Raw genomic sequence first — 21,053 nt, 5'->3', positions numbered from 1 at the left:
ACGGGATACGTGCCGGATGCCCGCAGCGTGCGCACTACTCTGCGGGCATGACCACGCTTTCGCCGTACGACAACATGTCCCCGGTCGCCCAGGCCGCCTACCGGGCCCGCTCCGCGGCCGCCGACATCGCGCCACTTCCGCGGGCGGCGAAGGACGACGCGCTGCTGGCGATCGCGGACGCGCTCGAAGTGCGCACCAGCGACATCCTCGCGGCCAACGCCGAGGACGTGGCGCGTGCCCGCGAGGCCGGGACCAGCGAGTCGGTCGTCGACCGGCTCACCCTCACTCCCGAGCGGATCCGGGCCATCGCGGCCGATGTGCGGGACGTCGCGGCGCTGCCCGATCCGGTCGGCGAGGTGGTGCGCGGCTCGACCCTGCCCAACGGCATCGATCTGCGTCAGGTCCGGGTGCCGCTGGGCGTGGTCGGGATCATCTACGAGGCCCGGCCCAATGTGACGGTGGACGCGGCGGCCCTCTGCCTGAAGTCGGGCAACGCCGTGCTGCTGCGCGGTTCGTCCTCCGCCTACGCCTCCAACAGCGCACTCGTCCGGGTACTGCGCGACGCTGTCGGCGGCTCCGGTCTGCCGGCCGACGCGGTGCAGCTGGTGCCCGGCGAGAACCGTGACTCCGTACGCGAGCTCATGCGGGCGCGCGGCCTGGTCGACGTGCTCATTCCGCGCGGCGGCGCCTCGCTGATCCGCACCGTCGTCGAGGAGTCCACCGTGCCGGTGATCGAGACCGGTACCGGCAACTGCCATGTGTACGTGGACGCGGAGACCGATCTCGACATGGCCGTCTCCATCCTGGTCAACTCCAAGGCGCAGCGCCCGAGCGTCTGCAACGCCGCGGAGACGCTCCTGGTCCACAAGGACGTCGCCGACGCGTTCCTGCCCCGGGCCCTGGACGCGCTCGCCGAGGCCGGGGTGACCGTGCACGGGGACGAGCGGGTCCTGGAGTACGCCGAGGGGTCCAAGGCCACCGTGGTGGCGGCGACACCGGATGACTGGGAGACCGAGTACCTCTCGTACGACATCGCGGCGGCCGTCGTGGAGTCGCTGGACGCGGCCGTGGCTCACATCCGGCTCTGGTCCTCCGGCCACACCGAGGCGATCGTGACGACCTCGCAGGCCGCGGCCCGCCGTTTCACCCAGTTGGTGGATTCGACGACGGTGGCGGTGAACGCCTCGACCCGCTTCACGGACGGCGGCCAGTTCGGCTTCGGGGCGGAGATCGGTATCTCCACACAGAAGCTGCACGCCAGAGGCCCCATGGGGCTGCCGGAGCTGACGTCCACGAAGTACATCGTGACCGGCGACGGCCATGTGAGGTGACCGCACGAGGGGGCGGATGCGCCGTCGCCCTGCCCAAAACCACCCCGCGGGTCTAGGCTGAGGCTGTGCCGGACGACGTGGGGGGCAGGCCGTTCCCGAACGGCTGGGAGCCCGACGACGACCGCGGGGGCGCGGACGAGGACTTCGCCTCCGTGGTGTTCGACGAGGATTTCGTCCGGGCAGCCGAGTTCCATGAACCGACCGCCGTCGAGCGGCTGTTGGCTGCTGCCGAGGCGCGCGCCGAGGCCGAGGCCCACCGGGCCCGGTCCGGTGGCGGACCGCTGGACGACGACCTCTACGACGACGGCTTCGGGCGCAGGGGCGCCTATGGCGACCCGCTCGGCGCGGATGACGACTTCTACGACGGCGGGCCCTACGGCCGGCACGGCGGCTCTCTGCGTCCCTACCGGGGTGCTGCCCGCTGGCACCGGCCCGTGGCCTGGCTGCTGGCCGTGCTGATGGGTGTGGGCATGGTGGCGCTGGCCTTCAGCGCCGTCTACCGCAACACCTCGGGCGACCGGCAGGATCAGGTCCCGCCACCGGTCACGAGCGGTGTGGACAGCGCACCCGGGCCCACCGCGGCCCCGTCCGCCGCTGACGGCTACTCCCGCCCGATGCTCTCCGCCGTCCCTCACGCACCCTGACACGGACGGTATGACGCGCAGGCCCTGCCCGGGGGTGTGACGCGCAGGCCCTGCCTGGGGGTGTGAGGCGCACGCCCTCACCCGCTCGGCGTAGCTGTCCCGGGCCGCTGCCGCACGCCGACGCGTGCGCTGTGCCGTCCGGGGGCCGCCGCCACACGGCGCGCGCGCCTCCGGGCGCTGCGACGTCTGCGGTCGGGGTCCGCCCGGCCGGGGGAACCCTCGGGGCAGTTCCCGCCCGTCGCCGCGTTTACCTCAGCCGCAATCGACCTACTCTGAAGATATGACCCCTCACCCGCTCGAAGAGGGGGCTTCTCACTTGTCCGCGCATGCCCATGCATGACGGGCAGGCCCTGCCCGGAGCCTTTCGGCCGGACGGGGCGCACCGTTTCGGCCCCGGTCGGTGGCGTGGAGTCGGGAGAAGTCATGGCAGACCGCGGAGATCCCCCCGAAGGCCCGGCGGAGAACAGTGCGAGCGGCAGCGAGGACGAGTACCGGTCACTGGTCTTCGACGAGTCGTTCGTCAAGGCTGCCCGGCTGCAGGAGTTCTCCGCCCAGGAGCGTATGGGGGAGCACGCCCGTGCCGTCCGGAGCCTGCCGGGCCGCGCTGCCCGCAACGGCTCACGGGCCGCGCTCGCCCTGGTCGTCCTGATCGCCCTGGCCTTCGGAGCCGCCGTCTTCATGGGCCTCCGACACCCCTACCAGAACCCCGTCACCCGACGGGCCGAGCCGCTGCGGATGACGATCGTCCCGCTGGCGCCGCGCGGCGCGGTGCCCGCCGGCACCACAGCCGCACTCTTCGCGGGCAGCCCCGCAGCCCAGTTCCCGAAAGGGGGCGCGGGCATCAGCCTTCCGGTGACCCGACGGACGGAGAACTTCTCCGACAGCCAGGTGTACGCGGCCCTGGCCACGGCGAAGGACTATCTGGTGGCCTCCTCGCTCGACCCCGACGTCCTGGGCGGGCGCGTCGTACGGCCGGTGGAGTCACTGCTCGACCCGGACCAGATGACTCAGTTCGAGCGGAGCATGAGCGCCCCGCGCGACGACGGGCAGCACGCCGCGTCCGGCTGGCTGGTGCGGTTCGATCCGGACGAGGTCACGGCCGATCCGGAGATCCGGGTACGGGGCACCCTGCGCTACGGCGAGGCGGGTGCCGACGCCCTGGAGGTGGTGTCGGACCACACCTTCGCCTATGTGCTCCGCCCGGCCGTCACGGGTCCCCAACAGGCGGCCGGTGCCTCGCTGTTCACCGTACGGCGGGAGATGCGCTTCCGGTTCGACCGGGACGATCTGCGGCTCCACCGGCTGGAGGTGCGGACCAGCTACGTCCAGGCAGGACCGCAGTCCTGCACCGATGACACCACCGGGGCCCTGCGGCCCTTGCTCGCGGGTGGAAGGGCGGCCGACGGTGGCCCGGCGGGCACCGACCCGTACGAGGAGGGCCGGCCCGCCGCGGCGCTGTGCGGGACGCTGGCCGTCAGCTCCCCGCCGTCCCGGGCTCAGGGTCCCCGGGCCTCGGCGGGCGCTGTGAGCCGTCCGTAGCGTCACTCCCGGCCGCGCCGCTTCCCTTGGCGCCGCCGCCCGCGCCGGTGAACTTGTCGCGGAGCTTGCCGCCCAGGTCCCCCGCGCCGCCCGCTATGTCGCCGACCAGCTTCATCAGCGGGTCCTTGCTGCTGCGCACCGAATCGGCGTAGTGCGAGGCGGACTCCTTGAAGGCGTCCGTCACCGAGGTGTCCTTGTCCTCGTCGCGCCGCGGGTAGTGGCCGTCCATGATCCGCTGGTAGTCGCGGGTCTCGGACCACTTCTTCAGCTCGGCCGCGCGCACCGTGGTGAACGGGTGCGAACGGGGGAGCACGTTCAGGATCTTGAGGACGGAATCGCGCAGGTCGCCGGCCTTCTCGTACTCGTCGGCCTGGGCGAGGAACGCGTCCACGTTCATCTCGTGGAGGTGGTTGCCGCCGGCGATCTTCATCAGCCCGCGCATGGAGGCCCGCAGATCCTGGCCGACCAGCAGCCCGGCCCGGTCGGCGGACAGCTCGGACTTGCGGAACCACTCGCGCAGCGCGGTGACGATCGCCATGATCGCGACATTGCCGAGGGGGATCCACGCCACCTTGAGGGCGAGATTGGTGAGGAAGAGCAGGATCGTGCGGTAGACGGCGTGGCCGGAGAGGGCATGTCCCACCTCGTGGCCGACGACCGCCCGCATCTCCTCCTCGTCGAGCAGCTCCACCAGACCCGTCGTCACCACGATGATCGGCTCGTCCAGGCCGATGCACATGGCGTTGGGCTGCGGGTTCTGGCTGACGTACATCGGAGGGACCTTCTCCAGGTCCAGGATGTAACAGGCGTCCCGCAGCATGTCGTTGAGATGGCTGAACTGCGCGTCGCTCACCCGGACGGAGTCCGACAGGAAGAGCAGTCGCAGACTGCGCTCCGGCAGCAGTCCGCTCAGGGCCTTGAAGACGGTGTCGAAGCCACTCAGCTTCCGCAGCGCCACCAGCGCCGAGCGGTCGGCCGGGTGTTCGTACGCCCGGGAGGAGATTCCCGGGAAACGCCTGCGCTGCCTGCTCGGCACCTGGCCGTCGTTCTCGTGGCTGCCGTCGGTCATGAATGGGCCCCCTGTTCGTACGAGACATCGCTCGCCCCCTGACAAATCCCAGCGTAGGTGCTGGGGCTACGGTGTGCGGGGGGCTGTGGACAACTGAGGAGACGCCCGACATGCCGCACACCGTTGCTCTGTTCGCCGCCGCATCCGAGGAACAGGGGCCGGGCAACACGATCCGCATCGTGCTGATCGTCTCGCTCGTCGGAGCAGCGCTGCTGGCCTGGTTCCTGCTGCGCGGATACCGCAACGACGACAACAACGACTGAGTCGGCGTGAGCGTGCCCGGGGCACCCGCATACGATGTCCGCGACGTCTTCCCCCCGACTCCCGATCGATAGGTCCTGCCGAAGATGAGCCTCACGAGCACCGCACACCAGCTGGTCACCGTCGCCGCCGAGGGCGAGCACGGTGGCAATCACGAAAGTCTCAGCCCGCTCCTCACCGGTGGCGGTGCGTTTGTCGCGCTTCTCCTCCTTCTGTGGATTACCACGCGCTTCAACCGCGACCGCTGAGACCGAGGCGTACAGCTGTGCCAGTAGGCTCTGCACGCATGGGAGAGCAGGAAGTGCCTACCGGCCGCGGAAGACGCCGACTCGGCGTGATGGGCGGGACGTTTGACCCGATTCATCATGGACACCTGGTGGCGGCCAGTGAAGTGGCCGCCCAGTTCCACCTCGATGAGGTGATCTTCGTTCCGACCGGGCAGCCGTGGCAGAAGAGCCACAAGCAGGTCTCCCCGGCCGAGGACCGCTATCTGATGACGGTCATCGCGACCGCGTCCAACCCGCAGTTCTCGGTCAGCCGCAGCGATATCGACCGCAACGGCCCCACGTACACGATCGACACCCTGCGGGACCTGCGCGAGGTCCACGGCGACGCGGACCTCTTCTTCATCACGGGCGCGGACGCGCTCTCCCAGATCCTCACCTGGCGGGATGCCGACGAGCTCTTCTCGCTGTCCCACTTCATCGGGGTGACGCGGCCGGGGCACGTGCTGACGGACGACGGGCTGCCGGAGGGGGGCGTCTCCCTCGTGGAGGTCCCCGCACTGGCGATCTCGTCCACCGACTGCCGTGTGAGGGTCGCCCAGGGGGACCCGGTCTGGTACCTGGTTCCTGACGGTGTGGTCCGCTACATCGACAAGCGCCAGCTGTACCGCGGCGAATGAGCCACGGAGAGGGGCACCGGTGAACGACCGACAGAATCCGTACGACCCGTACTACCAGCAGCCGCAGATCGTCGGCTACGACGCATACGGGCAGCCGGTGTACCAGCAGCAGCCCGGGCAGCAGCAGTACGACCCGTACGCGCAGCAGCACCAGCCGCACCAGGCCCAGCAGCCTCCGCAGCAGGCGTCACACACGTCACAGGCATCGCAGACCGGTCAGGGGTACGGCTATGACCCGTATGCCCAGCAGCAACAGCAGCAGCCCGTCGCGCCTCCGCAGCAGTACGACCCGTACGCACAGCCGCCCCAGCACCAGCAGCCGCCCCAGCAGCAGTCCCCGCAGCAGGGTTACGGATACGACGGCGGCTACGGCTACGACACGGGCCAGCAGCCCGCCGCTGTCGACACCACGCAGCAGTGGGGCATCCCGCAGCAGGCCCAGGCGCCCGCCGCCGCACCACCGCAGCGGGCCCCCGAACAGCAGCGGGCCACCGAACCGCAGCCGCCCGCAGAGCCGGAGGCGGGCGTTCCGGGGCCGCGCCGGGGTGACCGGGACTACCGCACGGAGCAGTTCTCCTTCATAGAGGAGCCCGACGAGGACTCCGAAGACGTCATCGACTGGCTGAAGTTCACCGAGAGCCGCAGCGAACGGCGCGAGGAGGCACGCCGCCGCGGTCGCAACCGGATGGTCGCGCTGATCGTCGTCGCCTCACTCGTCGTGCTCGGCGGTGCCGGCTACCTGTGGTCGGCGGACAAGATCCCCGGTCTCTCCGCGTCGGAGAAGGAGAGCACCACGGCGACCGGTCCGCAGCGGCGCGACGTCATCGTGGTCCACCTCCACAACACGAAGGCGGGCGGCACGTCCACGGCCCTGCTCGTCGACAACGTCACCACCAAGCAGGGCACCACGGTTCTGCTGCCCAACTCGCTGGTCGTCGCCGACGAGGACGGCGCCACCACCACGCTCGCCAAATCGGTGGACGACGACGGGACCTCCGGAACCCGTGAGTCCATCGAATCGCTGCTCGGTACCGAGATCAGCGGCACATGGCGGCTCGACACCCCGTATCTGGAGAACCTCGTCGACCTGGTCGGCAACATCGAGGTCGACACCGACACCGCTGTTCCCGACGCCAAGAAGGGGGCCGCGCCCCTGGTGAAGAAGGGCAAGGCGCAGACGCTCAGCGGACCGATGGCCGTCGCCTACGCCACGTACCGCGGTCCCGGCGAGGCCGAGGCCAGGCAGCTGATGCGGTTCGGGCAGGTCATGCGCGGAGTGCTGCGGAAGATCTCCGACGATCCGAAGGCCGCCACGGTCACCGTCGAGACGCTGGCTCAGATCCTCGACCCCTCCCTGCCCGAGCAGGACCTCGGTGCCTCCCTGGCCAAGCTCGCCGAGCACGCCAAGATCGGCGACTACAAGACCGCGCTGCTGCCGGTCCAGGGCGACGGCACCCTCACCGAGGCGGCCACCGAGAGCGTCGTCAAGGACATCCTGGGCGGCACGTTCAAGGCCCCGGCCGCGGACGCGGCGGTACGGGTCGGCGTCAAGGACGCCACGGGCACCGGCCGCGGTACGGAGTCCGCCCGGATCGAGCTGGTCAACGGCGGCTACACCGTGGTCAACAGCGGGAAGTCCGACGCTGTGGCCGCCTCGGAGGTCATCTACAAGGACGAGGCGGACAAGAAGAAGGCGACCGAGGTCGCCTCGACCCTCGGACTGCCGGCGAGCGCGGCGAAGAAGGGCAAGACGGCCGGCAACGCGGACGTGTCCGTCGTCATCGGGCAGGACTACAAGATCAAGTAGGTCGGTGGCGGCACGGCCGGCGGGCCCGCTCCTGGTCCGCCGGTCCGGTCCAGGAGTGGCTGCGGGGCAGTCCCGGGACAGTTCCCGGGACTGCCCCGCAGCCGTTTCCGTCCTGCTCGCGGGCCCGCTGATGGTGATTCCGCAGCGGCTCAGGAGGCCGCCGGGCGACTCCTGAACGGTCTTCGGATGATGACTGCGTGGGCTGTCGGCGGTCCGTGAGACCCTATAGGTTGATCTGACCGCCGACGAAAGCCTGCATGTGACCGCCACGGACCGCTCCATCGAGCTCATCAACGCCGCCGCTCAGGCGGCCGCCGACCGGCTCGCGCACGACATCATCGCGTACGACGTCAGCGACGTGCTGTCGATCACGGACGCCTTCCTGCTGGCTTCGGCCCCCAACGACCGCCAGGTCAAGTCGATCGTCGACGAGATCGAGGAGCAGCTTCAGAAGAAGCTCGGCGCCAAGCCGGTCCGCCGTGAGGGAGACCGCGACGCCCGCTGGATCCTCCTCGACTACGTCGACATCGTCATCCACGTCCAGCACAGCGAGGAGCGCGTCTTCTACGCGCTGGAGCGCCTGTGGAAGGACTGCCCCGAGATCGCTCTTCCCGAGGACGCGGTGAAGACCCGAGGCAAGGCCGAGGAGCACGCACAGCTCACCGGCGGCACGGAAGGTGAGCAGAGCTGAACGGCAGCGGAGGCGGCAGGGGCCGCAGGATCGTCCTCTGGCGGCACGGCCAGACGGCGTGGAACCTGGAGCGCCGTTTCCAGGGCTCCACGGACATCGATCTCACCGAGGAAGGCGTCGGGCAGGCCCGCAGGGCCGCCCGGCTGCTCGCCTCCCTGAAGCCGGACGCGATCGTCGCATCCGATCTGCGGCGGGCCGCGGACACAGCGGCCGAACTCGCCGCGGTCACCGGGCTCGGCGTCGTTCACGACCCGGGGCTGCGTGAGACCTATGCCGGTGCCTGGCAGGGGCTGACCCACGAGGAGATCGTGGGGCTGTACGGCGAGCAGTACGCGGCCTGGAAGCGTGGCGAGCCCGTGCGGCGCGGCGGTGGTGAGCTGGAGACCGAGGTCGCCGACAGGGCGGCCCCCGTCGTGCTCGCGCACGCCGACAAGCTGCCCGAAGGCGGCACGCTCGTCGTCGTCAGCCACGGTGGCACCATCCGGACCACCATCGGCCGGCTGCTGGGTCTGGAAGCGCACCACTGGGAAGGGCTCGGCGGACTCTCCAACTGCTGTTGGTCGGTGCTGGGCGAGGGAGCCCGCGGCTGGCGTCTGCTGGAACACAACGCCGGCACCCTGCCCGAACCGGTGCTCGGAGACGACGCCTGACCGGGTCCCCGGGCGGCGCCCGCAGGGCGTCATCGGGCGGCCTCGGCCGGATTTCACTTTCTGGCTGGTCACAGGCTAAAGTTCTTCTTGTTCGCAGGGCGGAAACGCAGGGAAACACAGCGAACAGCGGGGCTATAGCTCAGTTGGTAGAGCGCCTGCATGGCATGCAGGAGGTCAGGAGTTCAATTCTCCTTAGCTCCACAATCAGGATCCCGTCCCCATCAGGGGGCGGGATCCTTGCGTATGTCCCACGCCGCGGCGGCAGGTAGTCATCGGCGGCGGTAGGTAGCCATCGGCCGGGTGTGCGAGGCCGTCGGTCACCGCTTGTTCCTCCTGTTCCCGCGGCCTCGGTGGAGGATGGGATCGTCGGCGGGCTGACCCCCTTGCGGGGTCATGGCAGAATCGGACCGCCGGAGGGGAGACGGACCGAACGGGGAGGAGTGTGCGATGCCTGCGAGCCGCCACGAGGTCCCGGACCTGCCCTTCCTCCACCCGGGCCGTACGGGCGTCGCCCGCCCGCTCCCGGCCACTCGTCTCCAGCACGCCGCTCGTTTCCAGCACGCCGCTCGTCTCCCACGGGTCAGCTGTCTCGCGCAGGCCGTTCACTTCCCACGAGCCGTTCACTTCCCGCGGGCCGTGCTTCTTCTGCGGGCCGTGCTTTTCTCGCCGGCCGACGCCGCCCTCCTCCGACGCCGAACGTCCGGTGGCCTCGCGGGGGCCGTCTCCCTGTGTACGGCCCGCGGCCGCAGTCGGAGCTGACGCATGGGTGCGCACAGGCGGAAATGCGACTGGTGCGGCAGCGGTACGCCCATCGTCAGGGACATGGACCCGGTCAACGCCGACTACCAGTACTGGTGCGAGGAATGCGCACGGGCGCTGGTCATAAAAGGTGACGCCATCGAGACCTACCGGGAGCTGGAGGGGGAGCCGATCTACGGACGGCTGCTGGAGGAGCACTGCACGCTCAAGCGCTTCTACTCCTTCGCCACCGCCTGACCGGATCGGGCGGAACCGCCGGGAGCGGAGCCGGTAGGGACGGAGAGGGGGCGCGGAGAGGGCGCGGAGCCGGAGGGCGGGAGAGAGTGTGGAGAGGGGGCTGGGAGGTGTCCGAGAGGGGCCGGGGGCGGGTCTGCCGGAATCGATTTGGTGGACGGCAGGGGTGACCGGTAATGTTCTCGATGTCGCCAGGGAGACCGGGCAGGACAACGCGGGGCTATAGCTCAGTTGGTAGAGCGCCTGCATGGCATGCAGGAGGTCAGGAGTTCAATTCTCCTTAGCTCCACAGTGAAGATCGACGGGCGGGCCATCCGAATCGGATGGCCCGCCCGTCGTTGTGCGTTTCAAGGCGGCCGTCACGTCAACTGCGGCCGTTGCCCGGCGCCTTCCGGCCCGTGCCCGGAGATGGCGCCGGCCGTCCGGGAGCCTGCTGTTCGACCCGGGGCCTGCTGTTCGGCCCGGAGTGCCAGGGCGGGGCAACGGCGTACGGCACGCTGAGCGCGTCCGCGCAGATGCGTCGGAACCTCGGCGTCCGCGAGTGCCGGGTATCCGTCGGGGCACAGCCTGATCAGCTCCGGGACGAGGTCCACGCAGAGGCCGCGGCCCCGGTGGAGCGTCCGGTCCAGGGCAAGCTTCCCGCCACTCGGAATGGACGACGTCATCCCGAGATCATGCGCTCCGGCGGTCCGCACCACCCGGGCCCGTAGCGGTAAGCCGCGCCCGTCGGACAGGCCCCGCTCGGCCGGCGCGGAGCGCACCGAGATCTCCGGGTGCGATCCAGGGCTCTCCGGCCGGGGGTCGGGTAGAACGGCGCCGGAAGCGGTGCTGTGCCGCCGACGGCCGCCGGCAGTGGAGCGTCAGCCGTTCCGGCGGCGTACGGAGGCCGGGTGGTTTCGGCGGCGTACGGAGGTCGGGTGGTTCCGGCGCGTGGCCGGCCGCCTGTCGTGCCCACGGATCGGTGGCCGCGGTGTCGGTCACCTGTTGCGTCGTCCACGGATCGGTAGCTGCGGGGCCGGTCGCCTGTTGCGTCGTCCACGGATCGATGGCCGCGGTGTTGTCCGCCGGCCGTGTCCACGGATCGGCGGTGCCCGGATGGGGGCCGGGTCCGTGCGGTACCCTGACGCCATGCGTGCCGTACGCCTTCTGCTTAGCGAGCCGCGCTGATCAGTCCCGACCGGTGAGAATGCCTGGTCGGCATCAGCGCGGCGTCCCCTCCTGTGCGAGGGGCTTTTTCGTTTCCGTAGACGAGTGTCCGTAGACGTGGGCGCCGGCAGATGACGATCGATGGAGCTTTGAGGATCATGAGCGAGACGAATTCCGCAGCCGACGTGGCTGCGCCGCACCGCTATACGGCAGCGATGGCCGCCGACATCGAGGCACGCTGGCAGGATTTCTGGGATGCCGAGGGTACGTACGAGGCGCCGAACCCGACCGGTGACCTGGCGGGCGACCCGGAGCTGGCCGCCAGGCCGAAGAAGTTCATCATGGACATGTTCCCGTACCCCTCGGGTGCGGGGCTGCACGTGGGCCACCCCCTGGGCTACATCGCCACCGATGTCTTCGCCCGTCACCAGCGGATGACCGGCCACAACGTGCTGCACACCCTGGGCTTCGACGCCTTCGGCCTGCCCGCGGAGCAGTACGCCGTACAGACCGGCACACACCCGCGGATCTCGACCGAGGCCAATATCGAGAACATGACGGCCCAGCTGCGCCGGCTGGGCCTGGGCCACGACAAGCGCCGCTCGTTCGCCACGATCGAGTCGGAGTACTACAAGTGGACCCAGTGGATCTTCCTGCAGATCTTCAACTCCTGGTACGACGGAGACGCGGACCGCGCCCGGCCGATCGCCGAACTGGTCGCCCAGTTCGAGAGCGGCGCGCGCCCGACCCCGGACGGCCGTGACTGGAGCGCCCTGAGCGCCGCCGAGCGCGCCGACGTCCTGAGCGACCACCGGCTGGCCTATGCCTCCGACGCGCCCGTCAACTGGTCGCCCGGCCTGGGCACCGTCCTGGCCAACGAGGAGGTCACGGCCGACGGCCGCTCCGAGCGTGGCAACTTCCCCGTCTTCAAGGCCAAGCTGCGCCAGTGGAACATGCGCATCACCGCCTACGCGGACCGGCTGCTGGACGACCTGGACGGGCTGGACTGGCCCGAGGCCATCAAGCTGCAGCAGCGCAACTGGATCGGCCGCTCCGAGGGCGCGCGCGTCGACTTCCCCGTCGACGGCGCAGGCGCCATCACCGTCTTCACCACCCGCCAGGACACCCTGTTCGGCGCCACCTACATGGTGCTGGCGCCCGAGCACGAGCTGGTCGAGCGGATCATCCCCGCCGCCTGGCCCGACGGCACCCACCCGGTCTGGACCGGCGGACACGCCACCCCGGCCGAGGCCGTCACCGCGTACCGCAAGCAGGCCGCCGCCAAGTCCGACGTGGAGCGGCAGGCCGAGGCCAAGGACAAGACCGGCGTCTTCACCGGCGCGTACGCGACCAACCCGGTCAGCGGCGAGCAGATTCCCGTCTTCATCGCCGACTACGTGCTGATGGGCTACGGCACCGGCGCGATCATGGCCGTGCCGGCGCACGACGCGCGTGACTTCGCCTTCGCGCGCGCCTTCGAGCTGCCGATGCGCTGCGTCGTCGAGCCGTCGGACGACCGGGGCACGGACGCCTCGACGTGGGAGGACGCGTTCGGCTCGTACGAGGCGAAGCTGGTCAACTCCGCCAACGACGAGATCTCGCTGGACGGCCTGGGCGTCGTCGACGCCAAGGCCCGGATCACCGAGTGGCTGAAGGAGCACGGCGTCGGCGAGGGCACCGTCAACTTCCGGCTGCGTGACTGGCTGTTCAGCCGTCAGCGTTACTGGGGCGAGCCCTTCCCGATCGTGTACGACGAGGAGGGCATCGCCCACCCGCTGCCCGAGTCGATGCTGCCGCTGGAACTGCCGGAGGTCGACGACTACTCGCCGCGCACCTTCGACCCGGACGACGCCGACACCCAGCCCGAGACCCCGCTGTCGCGCAACGCCGACTGGGTCAACGTCACGCTGGACCTGGGCGACGGTGCCGGTCCGAAGAAGTACCGCCGCGAGACCAACACCATGCCCAACTGGGCCGGATCCTGCTGGTACGAGCTGCGCTACCTGGACCCGAACAACTCCGACAAGCTGGTCGACCCGGCGATCGAGCAGTACTGGATGGGCCCGCGCGAGGGCCGGCCGACCGGTGGCGTCGACCTGTATGTGGGCGGTGCCGAGCACGCCGTACTGCACCTGCTGTACGCCCGGTTCTGGTCCAAGGTGCTGCACGACCTGGGCCACATCTCCTCCGCCGAGCCCTTCCACAAGCTGTACAACCAGGGCATGATCCAGGCGTTCGTCTACCGGGACAGCCGAGGCATCGCGGTCCCGGCGGCCGAGGTCGAGGAGCGTGACGGGGCGTACTACTACGAGGGCGAGAAGGTCTCCCGCGTCCTGGGCAAGATGGGCAAGTCCCTGAAGAACGCCGTGACGCCCGACGAGATCTGCGGCGAGTACGGCGCGGACACGCTGCGTCTGTACGAGATGGCCATGGGCCCCCTGGACGTGTCGCGCCCCTGGGACACCCGTGCGGTCGTCGGTCAGTACCGGCTGCTGCAGCGGCTGTGGCGCAACATCGTCGACGAGGAGAGCGGCGAGGTCACCGTCGTCGACACCGAGCCCGGCGAGGACACGCTGCGCGCGCTGCACAAGGCGATCGACGGTGTCGGCGGGGACATGGCCGGGATGCGCTTCAACACGGCCATCGCCAAGGTCACCGAGCTGAACAACCACCTGACCAAGGCGGGCGGCCCGCTGTCGCGCCCCGTCGCCGAGTCGCTGGTGCTGCTGGTGGCGCCGCTGGCGCCGCACATCGCCGAGGAGCTGTGGCGCCGGCTGGGCCACACCGAGTCGGTCGTGCACCAGGACTTCCCGGTCGCCGACCCGGCGTACGTGGTGGACGAGACCGTGACCTGCGTCGTCCAGATCAAGGGGAAGGTCAAGGCTCGCCTGGAGATCCCCCCGTCGATCACGGACGCCGAGCTGGAGGCGCTGGCCCTGGCGGACCCGGCCGTCGTCGCGGCACTGGACGGGGCGAGCATCCGCAAGGTGATCGTCCGGGCGCCGAAGCTGGTGAACATCGTTCCGGCCTAGTCGACGTGCCTGGTCGCTGCCTGGTCGACATTCCTGGTCGACGTGGCCGGGCGCTGTGCCTGGTCGATGCCGACAGCCGTGGTTGCGGTTGCGGCCGTGTTCGGGGCCGTGGTCGTGGTTGAGGCAGCAGTCGCCCTGACGGTGTGAGGGCTTTCCCTTACGGGCAGGCTGGGGGTTCCAACGGAACCCGCAGCCTGCCTGTTCCGTTTACGGTGGAGGGGAGGGTGAAACCGTGCAGTCAGCCGTCACACCATCCGAGGGGCGCTCATGGAAGCCGTGATCCTGATCCTGGGGCTGCTCGTCGTCGCGTTCATGGCGCTGGGCGTCTACGTGGCTGTCAAGGTCATCGGTGCGGCCACGCGCGGCGTGGACCGCACGATCACCCAGGCGCGCCGGACGGTGGAGGACACCACGCTGCGGGCCAAGAGCTATGGGCAGGTGGGTGTCGGCCGCGAGCTGGCGCAGCTCCGGCTCTCGCTGCGCACCTCGATGCGCGCCACGCAGGAGGCGCTGCGGTTGGGCGTGGTGGAGGACACCTCGCTCTCGGAGTCGCTGGGGCTGTTCGAGCGCCTGGGGGTGCACGGCCGCGAGCTGGACAAGGATCTGAAGCGGCTGGAGCGCGAACCCGACAAGGCGACGGTCGCCTCGCTGCTGCCCGGCCTGAGGGAGCGCACCGAGCGGATCACGCACGCCGCGGATTCGCTGCGGTGGGCGGCCCGGGACCGGGCCCGGCAGTTCGCCGAGGACGATCTGGCGGCGCTGAACACACAGATCGACGTGGAGGCCGGGGCGCTGCGGCACTGGACGACGGAGGAACCCGTACCGGGGCGTCCGGCGGACCGCGTCCAGGAGCCGCCGGCCGGGGACCCGGCGGGCGGCGAGGGGGCGTCGGAGGCGACTCCGCAGGGCATCACGGCACCGGATTCCCGGCTGCGGGCGGGATATCCGTGGCGGAAGACGGCACGGCCGGAGACCACGAACTGACGCACACCCGGAGACCACGGATTGGCGCACGGCCGCAGAACATGAACTGGCGCACGGTTGCGGAACGTGAACTGGCGCAAGGTCGCGGAACATGAACTGACAGTGTCCGTCCGGACGTGAACCGACAGTGTCCGTCCGACGTAGTGGATCTTCCTGGCCGTTGTTGGCGGGAACGGCCGGGGACCGGTCGGGCGAACGGGGATGGCAGGATGCGGTCCGAAGCGACCGGAACTGATCATTCGGGCGGGGTCGGACTGCCGAGCCGCCTTCCCGGCAGGTAATCTCCCGCTCATGTCCCGCCATGTCGCGATCGTCACCGATTCAACGGCCTACCTGCCGCCCCAGGCGATGGAGCGGCATGGCATCACCGCAGTGCCGCTGACCATCGTTCTCGGCGACCAGGCGCTGGAGGAGGGCACCGAGATCTCGGCCCGCTCCCTCGCGCTGGCCCTGCAGAAACGCCGTTCCGTGACGACTTCACGGCCCAGCCCGGAGGTCTTCGCCGCCGCCTACCGCGCGGCTGCCGACGCGGGAGCGGGTGCCATCGTCTCGCTGCATCTGTCGGCGGAGATCTCCGGCACGTACGACGCGGCCCTCCTCGCGGCGAAGGACGCACCGGTGCCGGTGCGCGTGGTGGACACCGGGATGGTCGCCATGGCCCTCGGGTTCTGTGCCCTGGCCGCGGCGGAGACCGCGGAGGCGGGCGGCAGTCAGGACGAGGTGGTGGCCGCCGCCGAAAAGCGCGCGGCGGGCACGGCGGCCTACTTCTACGTCGACACCCTGGACTATCTGCGCCGCGGCGGCCGGATCGGCGCCGCGCAGGCCCTGCTCGGTTCGGCGCTTGCCGTGAAACCGCTCCTTCAGCTGGACGGTGGCCGGATCGAGCTGCTGGAGAAGGTACGGACGGCCTCGAAAGCCATCGCCCGGCTGGAGGAGATCGTCGCCGACCGGGCGGGCAGCGGACAGGTGGACATCGCGGTGCACCACCTGGCGGCCCCGGAGCGGGCCGAGCGACTGGCCGAGCGGCTCCGTGAGCGTGTTCCGGGCCTGGTCGATCTGCATGTCAGCGAAGTGGGCGCGGTGATCGGCGCCCACACCGGCCCTGGGCTGCTGGGAGCAGTGATTTCGCCTCGCTGATTCGGTCGGCCGACTCCTCTCTCGCCGATTCAATTCTGGCGTCCTGGTCTTTGTCGGCTTATCTCCGCTGTCTCCGCTGTCTCCGCTGTCTTCACTCTTCGGAGTGGTGGAGTTATGCACAACGGTCAGGTTTTCCACCGGAATTGGGCGTGCTCAGCGGGTTCTGGCGGAAGTGCCTAGCGTCATGAGGCATGGCTTCCCGATCACATCGTGCAATCAATCGTGCCGTCGTCGGCCGTGTCGGCCATGTCAGCCGTGTCGACAGCGGCGGGCGTGGCAGCGGTAGCCCTACGGGTATCGGCATCGGCCGCTTCGGCGGGCCCCGGTCCGGGGCCGGAGCCGGTAGCGGGCCGGGGCGTGTTCCCGTCTCGGACGGTCGTGCCCGGAGCGGTGCCGGCACCGGGCCCGGCCGAGGGAGGCGGTCGAGAAGGCGCACCGCTGCGGCCGCGGCGTCGCGCAGCCGGGCGGACGCGTTGATGGCCGGCGGCTACGGGGGGCGGGTCGCGCGGCCGGTGGTGGGGGCAGGCGGGGGTACGCCACCCGGCGGCGCGGCGGTGGCGGCACGTACGGCGGTGGCTGCGGGTGTGACGGTCGTGGCGGGTGCGGCGACGGATGCTCGCTCTTCAACGGTGGATCCGCCTTCGGCGGCTCCCTTCTCCACCAGGGCGTCGCCCCTGAGCGCACCCGGGCCCCTGCCCGCGCCTGCGCCTGCGTCCGGATCTGCGTCCACGTCTTCGTATGGGCCTGCGCCTGCGTCCGGATCTGCGTCCACGCTTCCGCCCACGCCTGCGCCCACGCCCGCGTCCGGGAAGGTGCCGTTACCCCTTGCCTCCGCGGTGGCGGACGCACCTGCTTCCTCCGTCGGTCCTGTTCCGGTTCCTGTTCAGGTTCCTGTTCCGGGGAGGGCGAGCGAGGGTTGGCTGCGGCGGGTCCTTCCCGGACTGCGGGAGCGGCTTCCGCTGTGGCTCCAGCTCAGGTGCGGCCTGGAGCCGAGGACCCTGGCCGCGCTCACTGTCGTCCTGGTCGCCGCAGCGGTGTTTGCCGCGACGCACTTCTGGGTCGCGCGCCCAGCGTCCGTACCTGCTCCGGAGCGCGTGAGTGAGGCTGCGCACTCGCCCTTGGCGGAGGCGGAAGCGGGCAGCGGCGGGGGTGAGGCGGACGGGGCCGGCGTGCCGACGCCGTCTCCCGGGACGCCACCCGCCACCGGGCCGGGCGGGCAGATCGTGGTGGATGTGAGTGGGAAGGTGAGGCGACCCGGGATCCACCGGCTGCCGGCCGGGGCAAGGGTCGCCGACGCACTGCGCGTGGCGGGCGGCGCCCGGCCGGGTGTGGACCTCGACAGCCTCAACCGGGCCCGGGTCCTCCTGGACGGGGAACAGATCATCGTGGGCGCCCCGCCCGGCCCGGCTGCCTCGGGCGGTCCGGCTGCCTCGGGCGGTCCGGGCGCCGCCGCCCCAACTGCCGCCGCCGGGCCGGTAAGCCTCAGCACCGGGACCGTGGATCAGCTCGACACCCTGCCGGGCGTCGGCCCCGTCCTTGCCCAGCACATCGTCGACTACCGGACCCAGCACGGAGGTTTCCGTTCCGTCGACGAGCTCCGCGAGGTCAGCGGCATCGGTGACCGTCGTTTCACCGATCTCCGGCCACTGGTGCGACCGTGAGCACGCAGGACGTCCACACGGCATCGGGCCGTCGGCTGGGGAGCTCCCACCCGCGGCAGGAAGGGCCCCTTGACCTACGACTGGTCCCGCCGGCCCTGGCCGCCTGGGCTGGTGCCGCGTCGGCCCTGGACGTGCCCGGCCACTGGGTGACGGCGGGGGTGGTGCTCTGCCTCGCCGCAGCGATGATCCTCCTGGCCGTACCGGGCTTCCTGTCCTCCCGCGCGGTACACGCGGTTCAAGCGACGCACACAGCACACACGACGCACACAGCACGCGCGGTGCGCAAGGACCGCAAGGACCGGGAGGAGAGCGACGGCGGTGGCCGATGGCGGCTGCACACGACAGCTGCCGCGGCGGTGCTGCTCTGCGCGGCGGCCGGGGCGGCCTCCGCCGGTCTGCACAGGGCCGATGCGCGGCAGGGACCGGTACTGGGGCTGGCCGGACAGTTCGCGCGCATCGACGCGGAGATCACCCTCACCTCCGATGCCCGCCGCACGACCCCCCGGGTGCGCGGTGACCACAGCACCCCCGTCTCCCTGCTCCTGGACGCCGAGATCGTCCGGCTGGTGAACCCCTGCGGCACGGCCGTCCGGCTGCGTACGCCGGTACTGGTCATCGTCACACCCGAAGGCGCTGCCGCGCAGTGGCAGCGCCTGCTTCCCTCCACGCGGCTGCGCGTCAGCGGCCGGCTGGCCCCGCCACTGCACGGCGGGGGGCGCGCCACCGCTGTGCTGCGCGCCGAGGGAAAGGGGCCGCCTCGCGTCATCGGCCCACCCACCCGGCTCCAGCGCACGGCGGGCGGACTGCGCGCGGGCCTGCGCGCGGCGACGGAAGGTCTCGGCCCCGACGCGAGGGCGCTCCTGCCCGGACTGGTCGTCGGCGACACCACACGCGTCACACCGGAACTCCAGGAGGCGTTCCGGGCGACCGACCTCACCCATCTCATGGCGGTATCGGGTGCCAACCTGGCGATCCTGCTTGTCCTGTTCATCGGGCCGCCCGGCAGCGCCCTGCGTGCCGAGCGCCGCGGACTGGCACCCGTGTGGGGGATCTCCCTGCGGGGGACCGCGTTGCTCGGCGGCGGACTCACCCTCGCCTTCGTCCTCGTCTGCCGGCCGGAACCGAGCGTGCTGCGAGCCGCGGCCTGTGGCCTGATCACACTGCTGGCCATCGGTACCGGGCGGCGCAGATCGCTGATTCCCGCGCTGGCCGCCGCAGTTCTGCTGCTGGTGCTCTACGACCCGTGGCTGGCGCGCAGTTACGGCTTCGTCCTGTCGGTGCTCGCCACCGGCGCCCTGCTGACTCTCGCCCCGCGGTGGAGCGCAGCGCTGCAACGGCGGCGGGTGCCAACGCGGTTGGCGGAGGCGCTGGCCGCCGCCGCAGCCGCGCAGGCCGTGTGCTCGCCCGTCGTGGTGCTGCTCGCCTCCCGGGTGAGTCTGGTGGCGATTCCCTGCAATCTGCTGGCCGAGTTCGCGGTGGCGCCCGCCACGGTGCTCGGGTTCGCCGTGCTGGCCCTGGCGCCGGTGACCATGGCGGGAGCCGAGCTGCTTGCCCGGGTGGCAGGGTGGCCGACGGAGTGGATCGCCTCCGTGGCCCGGACCGGAGCCGCGCTCCCCGGGGCGGAGGCCGACTGGCCCGACGGGCTGCCAGGAGCGCTGCTGCTGACCGCGCTGACCGTGCTCCTGGTGCTGTTCGCGCGCCGCATCGGACGCCGTCCCTGGCTCTGTTCGGCCGCCGCACTGCTGCTCGTCCTCGCCGTACTCCGGCCGGTGCCGCTGACCCGGGTGCTGACCGGATGGCCGCCGCCCGGCTGGGCGTTCGCCATGTGCGACGTCGGCCAGGGGGACGCCCTGGTGCTGGCGGCAGGGCCCGGCGCGGGTGTGGTCGTCGACGCCGGACCCGATCCCCGGCTCGTCGACCGGTGCCTGCGCGACCTGGCCATCACCCGCGTCCCGCTGCTGCTGCTCACCCACTTCCACGCCGACCATGTGCGCGGCCTGACCGGAGTGCTGCGGGGCAGAGCGGTGAGCGCGATTCAGACGACGAGCCTGGACGAGCCTCCGGAGCAGGCCGCGTTCGTCAGGAGAACGGCCGGGGCTGCCGGCATCCCCGTGGCGGACACCGGAACCGGTGAGCAACGCCGGATCGGGGCGCTCGCATGGCAGGTGCTGTGGCCGTCCGGAAGCACGACCACTGCGGCGGGCCCGGCTGCCGGCCCCGTACTGGAGGAACCGAACGACGCCAGTGTCACCCTGCTCGTGCGGACCGGCGGGATCACGCTGCTGCTCCTGGGCGACCTCGAACCCCCGTCCCAACAGGGTCTGTTGCGCAGCCTCCCCGTGTTGCCGAAGGTCGATGTGCTCAAGGTCGCCCACCACGGCTCCGCGCACCAGGACGCGGAGCTGCTCCGCAGCGCGCGACCGAGGCTCGCGCTGGTGAGCGTGGGCCGGGACAACCCGTACGGGCATCCGGCCGCGCGGACGGTGGAGGCGCTCAGATCCGGGGGAGCGGTGGTGCTCCGTACGGACCGGGACGGTGCGATCGCGGTGACGGGTTCCGGGCCGGGACTGCGGGCGGTGGGGCGGTCATGACGGCGCGTTCACTCCAGCCACCGGCCGTCGGCCATCAGTTCGCGGCCGGCCAGCTCGTTCTCCTCCCGCCATGCCCGTACCGCGTACGGCGTGAAACGCAGGTATACCCAGGCGGAGCGGCCCCGCAGGTCCCAGCCGAGCTTCGAGGCGAAGGCGTCGCCCGAGTCCGCGGAAAGGTCCGCGCCCTCGATGAGCTCCGCCTTCGCGTCGATGAGGACCACATCGCGGGTGGGGCCCAGCGCGATCCGGGCCTGCCCGTCCGGCGTCACGTTGACCGCCGTCGGGTTGGTGCGCCGGGTAGCCATCAGCAAGGTCTCCCGGTCCCACACGAACGAAAGCGGTACCAGGGTCGGCACTCCTTCGGCCGAGGCGGTCGACACCCAGGCGTCCGTGTCCTTCTCCAGGTGATCGAGCACATCCTGCTTGCGCTGTTCGCGGCTGCGCGCCGGCTCTCGACTGGTCATGCCCGGCACGTTAGTGAACGCGCACCACATCGCACCTTCACCGCCGGTCCTAGGAGTTGTCGTCAAAGTGTCACGCCCACATCAGCAGCGAGGCGAGGGTGACGGCTGCCTGGTAGGACTCGGCGGTCTTGTCGTAGCGGGTCGCGATG

18 protein-coding genes and 2 tRNA genes are annotated in these 21,053 nt (G+C 70.9%); 17 read left to right on the top strand and 3 right to left on the bottom strand.

Features of this window, described 5'->3' with window-relative positions; translation table 11 throughout:
• Positions 1–47: 47 nt before the first annotated feature.
• The 3 genes from ACZ4LX_RS15895 to ACZ4LX_RS15885 all read left to right on the top strand — a co-directional run bounded on the left by ACZ4LX_RS15895 (position 48) and on the right by ACZ4LX_RS15885 (position 3,514).
• Positions 48–1,331 (top strand): glutamate-5-semialdehyde dehydrogenase, encoded by a 1,284-nt coding sequence (locus ACZ4LX_RS15895; protein WP_467644263.1) that lies wholly within the window; start codon positions 48–50, stop codon positions 1,329–1,331.
• A gap of 65 nt (positions 1,332–1,396) precedes the next feature.
• On the top strand, positions 1,397–1,975 hold the full coding sequence (locus tag ACZ4LX_RS15890; protein WP_467644260.1) for an SCO2584 family spore wall biosynthesis protein: 579 nt from the start codon (positions 1,397–1,399) through the stop codon (positions 1,973–1,975).
• A gap of 423 nt (positions 1,976–2,398) precedes the next feature.
• Complete coding sequence (locus tag ACZ4LX_RS15885) at positions 2,399–3,514, top strand: SCO2583 family membrane protein (RefSeq protein ID WP_467644257.1); 1,116 nt, start codon at positions 2,399–2,401, stop codon at positions 3,512–3,514.
• Here the strand turns inward: ACZ4LX_RS15885 and ACZ4LX_RS15880 are convergent.
• Positions 3,450–4,583, bottom strand: coding sequence for a M48 family metallopeptidase (locus ACZ4LX_RS15880; protein ID WP_467644255.1), 1,134 nt, complete (start codon positions 4,581–4,583; stop codon positions 3,450–3,452). The genes ACZ4LX_RS15885 and ACZ4LX_RS15880 overlap by 65 nt on opposite strands.
• A 110-nt stretch (positions 4,584–4,693) precedes the next feature.
• Between ACZ4LX_RS15880 and ACZ4LX_RS15875 the strand changes: the two genes are divergently transcribed.
• The 9 genes from ACZ4LX_RS15875 (at position 4,694) to ACZ4LX_RS15835 (ending at position 10,178) form a co-directional block, all read left to right on the top strand.
• Positions 4,694–4,846 (top strand): hypothetical protein, encoded by a 153-nt coding sequence (locus ACZ4LX_RS15875; RefSeq protein ID WP_467644253.1) that lies wholly within the window; start codon positions 4,694–4,696, stop codon positions 4,844–4,846.
• An 84-nt stretch (positions 4,847–4,930) separates the two neighbouring features.
• The gene (locus ACZ4LX_RS15870) at positions 4,931–5,092 is read left to right on the top strand and encodes a hypothetical protein (RefSeq protein WP_187285139.1); all 162 of its coding nucleotides are present in this window, start codon (positions 4,931–4,933) and stop codon (positions 5,090–5,092) included.
• Between the two features lie 38 nt (positions 5,093–5,130).
• Positions 5,131–5,748, top strand: coding sequence for a nicotinate-nucleotide adenylyltransferase (nadD, locus tag ACZ4LX_RS15865; RefSeq protein WP_467644250.1), 618 nt, complete (start codon positions 5,131–5,133; stop codon positions 5,746–5,748).
• Between the two features lie 19 nt (positions 5,749–5,767).
• Complete coding sequence (locus ACZ4LX_RS15860) at positions 5,768–7,555, top strand: LCP family protein (protein ID WP_467644247.1); 1,788 nt, start codon at positions 5,768–5,770, stop codon at positions 7,553–7,555.
• Positions 7,556–7,814: 259 nt separating this feature from the next.
• Entirely contained in the window at positions 7,815–8,246 is a 432-nt protein-coding gene (rsfS, locus tag ACZ4LX_RS15855; RefSeq protein WP_148018649.1) for a ribosome silencing factor, read from the top strand.
• Entirely contained in the window at positions 8,243–8,896 is a 654-nt protein-coding gene (locus ACZ4LX_RS15850) for a histidine phosphatase family protein (protein WP_467644598.1), read from the top strand. Before rsfS ends, ACZ4LX_RS15850 begins: the two co-directional genes overlap by 4 nt.
• Positions 8,897–9,024: 128 nt before the next feature.
• Positions 9,025–9,097 (top strand) — tRNA-Ala (locus ACZ4LX_RS15845).
• A gap of 561 nt (positions 9,098–9,658) precedes the next feature.
• Entirely contained in the window at positions 9,659–9,892 is a 234-nt protein-coding gene (locus tag ACZ4LX_RS15840) for a hypothetical protein (protein ID WP_326736146.1), read from the top strand.
• 213 nt (positions 9,893–10,105) lie between these two features.
• A tRNA-Ala gene (locus tag ACZ4LX_RS15835) sits at positions 10,106–10,178 on the top strand.
• Between the two features lie 70 nt (positions 10,179–10,248).
• Here the strand turns inward: ACZ4LX_RS15835 and ACZ4LX_RS15830 are convergent.
• Positions 10,249–10,554, bottom strand: coding sequence for a ferredoxin (locus ACZ4LX_RS15830; RefSeq protein ID WP_467644243.1), 306 nt, complete (start codon positions 10,552–10,554; stop codon positions 10,249–10,251).
• A gap of 639 nt (positions 10,555–11,193) precedes the next feature.
• Between ACZ4LX_RS15830 and leuS the strand changes: the two genes are divergently transcribed.
• The 5 genes from leuS (at position 11,194) to ACZ4LX_RS15805 (ending at position 20,440) form a co-directional block, all read left to right on the top strand.
• Positions 11,194–14,067: a leucine--tRNA ligase gene (leuS, locus tag ACZ4LX_RS15825; protein WP_467644240.1), complete on the top strand. Its 2,874-nt coding sequence runs from the start codon at positions 11,194–11,196 to the stop codon at positions 14,065–14,067.
• 267 nt (positions 14,068–14,334) lie between these two features.
• On the top strand, positions 14,335–15,051 hold the full coding sequence (locus ACZ4LX_RS15820; RefSeq protein ID WP_467644238.1) for a hypothetical protein: 717 nt from the start codon (positions 14,335–14,337) through the stop codon (positions 15,049–15,051).
• A gap of 291 nt (positions 15,052–15,342) precedes the next feature.
• Complete coding sequence (locus ACZ4LX_RS15815) at positions 15,343–16,188, top strand: DegV family protein (RefSeq protein WP_467644236.1); 846 nt, start codon at positions 15,343–15,345, stop codon at positions 16,186–16,188.
• A gap of 191 nt (positions 16,189–16,379) precedes the next feature.
• A complete protein-coding gene (locus ACZ4LX_RS15810; protein WP_467644234.1) occupies positions 16,380–17,849 on the top strand; it encodes a ComEA family DNA-binding protein in 1,470 nt (489 codons plus the stop codon).
• Positions 17,846–20,440: a ComEC/Rec2 family competence protein gene (locus ACZ4LX_RS15805; RefSeq protein ID WP_467644232.1), complete on the top strand. Its 2,595-nt coding sequence runs from the start codon at positions 17,846–17,848 to the stop codon at positions 20,438–20,440. The genes ACZ4LX_RS15810 and ACZ4LX_RS15805 overlap by 4 nt, the downstream gene beginning before the upstream one ends.
• 8 nt (positions 20,441–20,448) lie before the next feature.
• Here ACZ4LX_RS15805 and ACZ4LX_RS15800 read toward each other — a convergent pair whose 3' ends face one another.
• Complete coding sequence (locus tag ACZ4LX_RS15800) at positions 20,449–20,904, bottom strand: pyridoxamine 5'-phosphate oxidase family protein (protein WP_467644230.1); 456 nt, start codon at positions 20,902–20,904, stop codon at positions 20,449–20,451.
• Positions 20,905–21,053: the final 149 nt, after the last annotated feature.

Source organism: Streptomyces sp. NPDC026062, from assembly GCF_055568375.1.
The sequence above is the reverse complement of the archived record's forward strand: the minus strand, read 5'-3'. Positions and strand labels throughout refer to the sequence as shown.